7 protein-coding genes are annotated in these 7,290 nt (G+C 75.3%); 2 read left to right on the top strand and 5 right to left on the bottom strand.

What is annotated here, in order from left to right:
• Positions 1 to 40: 40 nt before the first annotated feature.
• The 4 genes from ACFWPT_RS30235 to ACFWPT_RS30250 form a co-directional block, all read right to left on the bottom strand.
• Complete coding sequence (locus tag ACFWPT_RS30235) at positions 41 to 1,258, bottom strand: cytochrome P450 (protein ID WP_380375350.1); 1,218 nt, start codon at positions 1,256 to 1,258, stop codon at positions 41 to 43.
• Between the two features lie 152 nt (positions 1,259 to 1,410).
• Positions 1,411 to 2,778, bottom strand: a complete 1,368-nt coding sequence (locus ACFWPT_RS30240) for an NAD(P)/FAD-dependent oxidoreductase (protein WP_380485610.1) — start codon at positions 2,776 to 2,778, stop codon at positions 1,411 to 1,413.
• On the bottom strand, positions 2,768 to 2,977 hold the full coding sequence (locus ACFWPT_RS30245; protein WP_063350495.1) for a ferredoxin: 210 nt from the start codon (positions 2,975 to 2,977) through the stop codon (positions 2,768 to 2,770). The genes ACFWPT_RS30240 and ACFWPT_RS30245 overlap by 11 nt, the downstream gene beginning before the upstream one ends.
• Before the next feature lie 135 nt (positions 2,978 to 3,112).
• Positions 3,113 to 3,931 carry a hypothetical protein gene (locus tag ACFWPT_RS30250; protein ID WP_380485612.1) on the bottom strand — a complete coding sequence of 273 codons (819 nt, stop codon included), beginning with the start codon at positions 3,929 to 3,931 and terminating at the stop codon, positions 3,113 to 3,115.
• Between the two features lie 107 nt (positions 3,932 to 4,038).
• On the opposite strand from ACFWPT_RS30250, the gene ACFWPT_RS30255 reads away from it, so the two are divergent.
• On the top strand, positions 4,039 to 4,539 hold the full coding sequence (locus tag ACFWPT_RS30255) for an inorganic diphosphatase (protein WP_363374548.1): 501 nt from the start codon (positions 4,039 to 4,041) through the stop codon (positions 4,537 to 4,539).
• Between the two features lie 50 nt (positions 4,540 to 4,589).
• On the opposite strand, the gene ACFWPT_RS30260 is transcribed toward ACFWPT_RS30255, so the two are convergent.
• Positions 4,590 to 5,849: a pyroglutamyl peptidase gene (locus tag ACFWPT_RS30260; protein WP_380485614.1), complete on the bottom strand. Its 1,260-nt coding sequence runs from the start codon at positions 5,847 to 5,849 to the stop codon at positions 4,590 to 4,592.
• A 208-nt stretch (positions 5,850 to 6,057) separates the two neighbouring features.
• Between ACFWPT_RS30260 and ACFWPT_RS30265 the strand changes: the two genes are divergently transcribed.
• Positions 6,058 to 7,140 carry a TerD family protein gene (locus ACFWPT_RS30265; RefSeq protein WP_380485616.1) on the top strand — a complete coding sequence of 361 codons (1,083 nt, stop codon included), beginning with the start codon at positions 6,058 to 6,060 and terminating at the stop codon, positions 7,138 to 7,140.
• Positions 7,141 to 7,290: the final 150 nt, after the last annotated feature.

Genomic DNA, 7,290 nt, shown 5'->3' on the forward strand with positions numbered 1-7,290 from the left:
GGGCCCGGGAGGCCGACGCCGCCTCCCGGGCCCGGGCTGCTCAGTCCCTGACCCCGGAGAGCGCGAGCGGTAGGTGCCGGGGCCCGCGCAGGACGGGGCTGCGCCGGTACTCGGGCGGGTCCTGGAGCAGCCGGGGGCCGTCCAGGCGGTGGATGAGCGCGGTGAGCGCGAGCTGCGCCTCGACCCTGGCGAGCGGTGCGCCGAAGCAGCTGTGCACGCCGCTGCCGAAGCCGAGGTGCTGGTTGTCCGGGCGGGTCGGGTCGAAGCGGTCGGGCTCCTGGAACCGGAGAGGGTCCCGGTTGGCGGCGGCGAGCACCAGGATCAGCGGCGCGCCCTTGGGGACGGTGACCCCGGCGACCTCGATGTCGGTGAGCGCGGTGCGCTGCGGCAACAGTTGGACCGGGGGTTCGTAGCGCAGCAGCTCCTCCACCGCGCGCGGCATCAACTCCGGCTTGTCGCGCAGCAGTTCCAGGCTCTCGGGGTGGCGCAGCAGGGTGAGCGCGCCGTTGGTGATCAGGTTGACGGTCGTCTCGTGCCCGGCGATGAGCAGCAGGACCGCGGTGGCCATCAGTTCCGTCTGGGTGAAGCCGCCCGACGGGCCGGGGTCGTTGACGAAGGCGGAGAGCAGGTCGTCGGACGGCTTGCCCCGGCGGCTCTCGGCGAGCTCGCCGAGGTACAGCCCCATCTCCATCCGGGCCTGCGTGGCCGCCTGCTGGCGCTCGGACGGATCGCTGTCGGGAGTGGGGTCGAAGCCCGCGATCAGCGTCTCGGACCAGGCGTGGAACCGCGGCTCGTCCTCGCGCGGCACGCCGAGCAGTCGGCAGATGACGGTGACCGGCAGCGGGTAGGCGAAGTCCTCGACCAGGTCGATCCGGTCGCGGCCCCGGAGGCCGTCGACCAGTTCCCCGGTGATCCGCGCGATCTCGTCGTGCATGGCGTCGACCCGGTCGGGCGCGTGGGGCGGGCCGAAGGGCCGCATGGCGATGGTGCGCAGCCGTTCGTGCTCGGGGTCGTCCCGGCCGATGAAGGCGACCGGGACGCTGCCCTGCAGCTCGTCCGGGACGGTGCGGTTGCGGCGGTCCGAGCTGATCCTCGGGTCGTGCAGCAGCGCGGCGACCTCGTGGTAGGTGCCGACCAGGTAGCTGCCGTCGTCCTGGCGGGCCACGCCGTGGTCGCGGAGCTCGGCGTACAGGGGGTAGGGGTCGGCGCGGTTGGCGTAGTCGGTGATCCGGCGGAACAGGGTGTCGGCGGCGGCCATGCGCGGTGGCTCCTCGGGGGGTGGCGGCGGTGGTGGTCCTCGACGGGCGGCGGCGGTGGTGGTGGTCCTCGACGGGCGGCGGCGGTGGTGGTGGTCCTCGACGGGCGGCGGGGCCCGGTGGGCGTGCGCCCGTCGAGCGGTGGCGGGTGGGCTCAGCCGCCCCAGCGCCGCAGGGTCAGCCGCCGGTCGGGCAGGTGGCCGGTGAGGGCGACGGTCGGGCCGTGCGAGAGCACCTTCGGGTCGGGCACGTCGGAGGGGACCGGGATGCGGGAGGCGGGCGGCTCGACGCCGTCCCAGTCGGGCGGGAACGGCGCGGCGGCCTCGATCAGTCGCTGGTAGTGCTCCAGCCACTTGGCCCGGTTCACGCTGACGGCGGCCGTGATCCGGCCCCGGTACCCGTAGACCGCGACGAGCCGGCGCTCCTCGACCGAGCCCTGGGCGAGGACCACGTGGTCGGAGAAGGTGGGCACGCCGACGGACTTGATGTTGAGCCCGAACTGGCTGGACCAGAAGGACGGCACGCTCAGGTGCGGCCGCCGTTGCGGCCCCGGGCTGACCATGTTGTGCGCCGCCACCTCGGCCTGCGCGACCGCGTTGCCCCAGTGTTCGAGGGAGAGCAGCTGGTACTCGAAGAGGGGGTGCGGGAAGCGGGCGACGTCGCCCGCGACGAAGACGTCGTCGGTGACGATCCCGTACATGTTGAAGGCGCGGCAGCCCGCGTCGCAGGCCACCCCGCGCGGACCGGCGGCGAGACCCGACTCGGCCAGCCATTCGGTGTTGCGGACGGCGCCCAGGGCGACCACGGCGACGTCCGCCTCGATCCGGCTGCCGTCGGAGAGCTCGGCGCCGGTGAGCCGGCCGGCGCGGCCGGTCAGCGCGGAGACGGTCACCCCGCAGCGCAGGTCGACCCCGTGGGCGAGCTGGACCTTGGCCGCGAGGGCACCGAAGGCCCCGCCGAGGGCCCCGACCAGCGGGGCGGGGCCGCGCTCGGCGACGGTCACCGCCAGGCCGCGCTCCCGGCAGGCGGAGGCGATCTCGGAGCCGGTGAACCCGGCGCCGATCACCAGCACCCGCTTCGGGCCGGCGTCCAGCCGCTCGGCCAGGCCGGCCGCGTCCTCGGCGGTGCGCAGGGTGAACACCCCGTCGAGTGCGGCCTGCTCGGCCTTCGGCCAGGGCCTGGCCCGGGTGCCGGTGGCGATCAGCAGCCGGTCGAAGGGCAGCTGCTCGCCGTTCGCGAGCAGGACCTGCTTGCCGTCCCCGTCCACACCGGTGGCGCGGACGCCGAGCTTCCACTGCGCGTCCACCTCGCGGCGCCGGGGCAGCGCGGTCTCCTCGGCGCGCACCCGTCCGAGCAGCACCTGCTTGGACAGGGGCGGCCGGTCGTACGGGGGGAGGCGTTCCTCGCCGACCACGGTCAGCTGCCCGGCGAAGCCCTCGTCCCGTAGCGTCTCGGCGGCGCGCAGACCGGCCAGCGAGGCGCCGACGATGACGATCCGGCCGTTCTTGAGGTCATCGGACATCGGACCGGTCCTCCTCCTCGACCAGGATGGCCTGCACCGGGCAGGCCGCGACGGCCCGCCGGACGCGGTCACGCTGGTCCTCGGGGGCCTGCGGGGTGTAGAGCAGGGCCTCCTCCCCGTGCAGCTCGAACACTCGGGGAGCGAGGAACGCGCACTGCGCGTAGCCCTGGCAGCGGTTGAGGTCGACGACGATCTTCACGGTCTCTCCTCCCGGGCACGTCTGTGTCCGTCCTACCGCCGCCGGAGCGGCCGCGCGCCCGGTGCTGCTCCGTGGGAGCGGTCGCGGAGAGTGGCCGCCGAGGAACGCCGGGGGCCCCGGGACCAGCCCGGCGCGCTAGTTCGGCGACTCCAGCCCGAGGGTCCAGCGGTGGGTGGTGTAGCCGCCCATCCGGGTCGGGTGGCGCTCCACGAGCGTCACGGCCAGGCCGTCGGCCGTACGGCGCAGCGTGCCGGTGAACCGGTGCAGGTCGTCGCCGGACAGCGGGAGCAGCTCGGCGAGCACGGTGGCGTCGAGGTCGCGCCCGACGGCGCGCAGCACCCCCGCGTCCAGCACCAGGACGGTGCCGTCGGCCAGCACCACCGGCGCGGGGGCCTGCGGGTCGGCGAGCAGCGGGCCGCTCTCGATGCCCCCGCCGGGCAGCAGCCGCACCACCCGGCTCCCGGTCGGCCGGCGGCGGTCGGTCTCGACGACGCGCAGGCCGTCGCCGACCACGTAGTGGCCGTAGCTGCGCCAGGAGTCGACCAGGGTGGCGTCCCGGTCGTAGGCCCAGGTGTCGAAGGTGCCGTAGCCCTCCAGGCCGAGCACGAAGCGGCCGCCGCCCAGGGCCGTGCCGCGCTCGCCGCGCAGTTCGGCGACCAGGGCGCCGTCGTCGAGGTCCAGCAGCAGGGCCGGGCCGAGGTGGCCCCAGGCGGTGTACTCGAAGGAGTCGGCGGTGACCAGCGCCCGGCCGCCGGAGAGGTGGGCCGCGTTCGGGCGCCCCGCGCAGGGGCGGCGCCAGCGGACCAGGCCTTCGGCGTCGACACAGCTGATCTCGCCGTTCCGGCCGTACAGCGCCAGGTCGCCGCGGCGGGCCAGCGGCCCCTCCGGGCGCCCCTGGGGCCGCCCGCCGCTGCGCCGGTGGTGGTCCTGGACGGTGACACGCCAACTCCCCATGATCCGGATGCTAACGGACCCCGCCGGGCCGCGGAGGGCGTTTGCGGAGGGTGCCCGGACGGCCGGGACGGCGGACAATCTCCCCAGACGCAGAGGAGGAGGCCGCGGTGGAGTTCGAGGTGTTGATCGAGACCCCGCAGGGGTCGCGGAACAAGTACGTGATGGACTTCGCGGCGGGCCGGATCCGCCTCGACCGCACCCTGTTCACCGCCACCCGCTACCCCGTGGACTACGGCTACGTCGAGGGCACCCTCGGCGGCGACGCGGAGCCGCTGGACGCGCTGGTGCTCGGCGGCGAGCCGGCCGTGCCGGGGTGCGTGATCACCTGCCGGGCGGTCGGCATGTGGGTGATGCGGGACGAACGCGGGCCGGACCAGAAGGTGCTGTGCGTCCCCGCCCACGACCCGCGCTACGGCGACCTGCGGGACATCGGCGACCTGCGCGAGTTCGACCTGCTGGAGATCACCCATTTCTTCCAGGTCTACAAGGACCTGGAGCGCGGCAAGTCGGTCGAGGGCTCGCACTGGGCGGACCGGGAGGCCGCGTACGCGCAGATCGCCGAGTCCCGGGCGCGCGCGGCGGGGACGCGCTTCGCCCGGCCGGTGTAGCCGGCCCGCCGCGCGGGCCCGGGGCTCGGAACCGGGCGTGGCGCCGGGGCTCAGAACCGGGCGTGGCGCAGGATCTCGCGGACCTGGTCGGCGATGGCGGCCTCGTTCTGCTCGAACTCCGGGGCGGTGAGGCGGTCCTGTTGGGCGGGCAGGCCGGTGAGGACGGGGGTGTGCAGGTGGCCGCCGGGGAGGTCGGGGGCTAGGTCGAGGCGCAGGCGGTTGGAGCGGTAGGCGACCTCGTTGGAGAGGTATCCGCCGCCGCCACCGGCGACAGCGCGGGAGCCGGGGGTGGGGCCGTCCGCGCGGTCGACGGGGTCGACGCCGCCCTCGGGGACCTCGGTGACGGTGGTGTTGAGGCGGACGGGGTAGGGCTGCTGGACGGCCGTCATGGCGTCGGTGGGCAGGGTGGTGCGGATGAACTCCGGGCCGTCGTCCAGGCCCGGGGCGGTGACCGGGTGCTGCCGGGTGCCGCCGGAGAGCGTGCCGGTGTTGTCGGTGGCGGGATCGGCGGAGCGGGCCCGCCCGGCCCAGGCCTCCAGGGTGAACAGGCCCGGGTAGCCCTGGCTGATGCTGGTGATCAGGTCGGCGGCCTGCGGGCCGGGGGAGAGGTGCGGGCCGAAGGCGCGCTCGACGACGCCGTCGTCGAAGTCGCCGTAGCGGACCGGCAGCAGGACGGCCCGGACTTCGGCCGGGCTGCCGTCGGCGAGGGTGATCCGCCGCCCGTGCAGTTGCAGGACGGCGGCGCCGGAGGGGTTGGCGCGGCGCGGCTCGGTGTCGAGGCCGTACGGGTCGAAGCCGCTGACGAAGATCCGCCGGACACCGGGGGCGGCGGTGAAGCCGTCGTCGAGGCCTCGGGAGGCGTCCTCGAAGCGGGCCCGCAGGTCGGCCGGGTCGACGTCGAACCCGGGTTGCCAGCGGGCCAGTTGGACGGTCATGGCGAGCCTGGTCCAGTACAGCGGACGGTCGTCGCGGGCGGGGAGTTCGCCGCTGGGCCGCCGGCCCTGGGCCCGGTCCACCCCGGCCTGCCAGAGTGCCCGGCCCCAGGCGCCCGCCACCCGCTCCGCCTGCCGGGCGTTCCGGGCGGCGCACAGGGCGGCGGGGAAGCCCCGGAGCAGGTCGCGCAGGCCGGAGCGCTCGGTGAAGGCGGTCGTCCGCTGGTCCTGGAGCCGGGCCTGTTCGGTGTCCACCGGGGCGGTGGCGACGACCGGGCAGGCCGCCGGGCCGGCCTGGGCGGCGGCCGGGGTGAGCAGGGCGGCGAGCGTGCCGCTGAGGGCGGCGGCCAGGGTGGCGGCGCGACGAAGGCGTGTCATGTTACCTGACAATAGGTCGGGAGCCGACACCCCGCCAGGGCGCCCCGCCCGAGCGCCCCGGCCGGCAAGACCGCGCCGCGGGCCCGTGGCCTGCTGGAACGTCCCGTCCAGCACTGACGGGAAGTCGGGAACCGGCGCGAGCTCTACAGCGTTGTCGTGGTCGAACAGTGGAAACAGCGGTCATTCGAACGGTGGCGGAGGAAGTGTCATGAGTGTGGCCCTGACGAAGGGCGGCAACGTCTCCCTGGGCAAGCAGGCCCCCGGGCTGCGGGTCGTACGGGTCGGCCTCGGCTGGACGGCCGGCGCCGGGTACGACCTGGACGCCAGCGCCCTGCTCTGCGACGCCTCCGGGAAGGTCGTCTCGGACCAGCACTTCGTCTTCTTCAACAACCTGCAGAGCCCGGACGGTTCGGTCCGCCACCAGGGCGGCGCCGGTGGCGGCGGCGACCAGGAGCAGATCGACGTCCGGCTCGCGGACGTCCCGGCCGGGGTGGAGAAGATCGTCTTCGCGGTCGCGGTCTACGACGCGGTGCAGCGGCGCCAGAGCTTCGGCCAGGTCCGCGGCGCGTACATCCGGCTCACCGACCCGGACGGCGGCGCCGAGGCGGCCCGCTACGACGTGGCGGCCGAGGCCGGCAGCGAGACGGCGATGGTGTTCGGCGAGCTCTACCGGCACGGCGCGGACTGGAAGTTCCGGGCCGTCGGGCAGGGGTACGCGTCGGGGCTCGCGGGTATCGCCGCCGACTTCGGGGTGGACGTCCTGCAACCGGCGCCCGCCGCGCCCGTGCCCGCCGCGCCCGTGCCCGCCGCGCCCGTGCCGGCTCCGGTCGTGCCCGCCGCGCCGGCCATGGCGCCCGCCGTACCCGCCGTGGCGCCCGCCGCCACGATGACCCAGCCAGGACCAGGGAGTTCCCCCGTGACGTGTTTCTTCGACCCCTCGCACGGCCTCGGCTCGACGGCGGTGCTGTGGTCGCCGCAGTGGGGCGTGCCGCGCCAGATCGAGACCTGCGCCGCCTGCGCCCAGCGGGTGCAGACCACCGTGCCGCCGTTCTACACCCCGCAGCAGGGCTACCCGCAGCCGGTCCAGCAGGGCTATCCGCAGCCGGTCCAGGGCCAGCCCGCTCAGGGCCAGCCGGGCCAGGGCGGTCGCCGCTTCGGCACCGGCGCGCTGATCGGCGCGGGCGCGGCCGGCCTCGTCGGCGGCGCGCTGCTCAACGAGGCGTTCAGCGACGACACTCCCGAGGTGGTCGTGAACAACTACTACGAGGGCGACGACGACAGCTTCTTCTAAGCCGTTTTCTTCTGGGCCGTTCCCCGGGTCGCCCCTGGACCGCCAGCCCTCCCGCCGGGCGCCCCGGTAGAAGAACTGCGCGGCCGGCGGGGTTACCCGGCGGTAGATCTCGCCCAGCAGTCCGGGGGCCCCCCCCCCGGGGGGCGCCGC

It is taken from the genome of Kitasatospora sp. NPDC058478, from assembly GCF_042720345.1.
Lineage (GTDB): Bacteria > Actinomycetota > Actinomycetes > Streptomycetales > Streptomycetaceae > Kitasatospora.

Coding starts and splice junctions, on each gene's coding strand:
- ACFWPT_RS30260 (WP_380485614.1), bottom strand. CDS start 5,849: ATGACACGCCTTCGTCGCGCCGCCACCCTGGCCGCCGCCCTCAGCGGC.
- ACFWPT_RS30240 (WP_380485610.1), bottom strand. CDS start 2,778: ATGTCCGATGACCTCAAGAACGGCCGGATCGTCATCGTCGGCGCCTCG.
- ACFWPT_RS30265 (WP_380485616.1), top strand. CDS start 6,058: ATGAGTGTGGCCCTGACGAAGGGCGGCAACGTCTCCCTGGGCAAGCAG.
- ACFWPT_RS30250 (WP_380485612.1), bottom strand. CDS start 3,931: ATGGGGAGTTGGCGTGTCACCGTCCAGGACCACCACCGGCGCAGCGGC.
- ACFWPT_RS30235 (WP_380375350.1), bottom strand. CDS start 1,258: ATGGCCGCCGCCGACACCCTGTTCCGCCGGATCACCGACTACGCCAAC.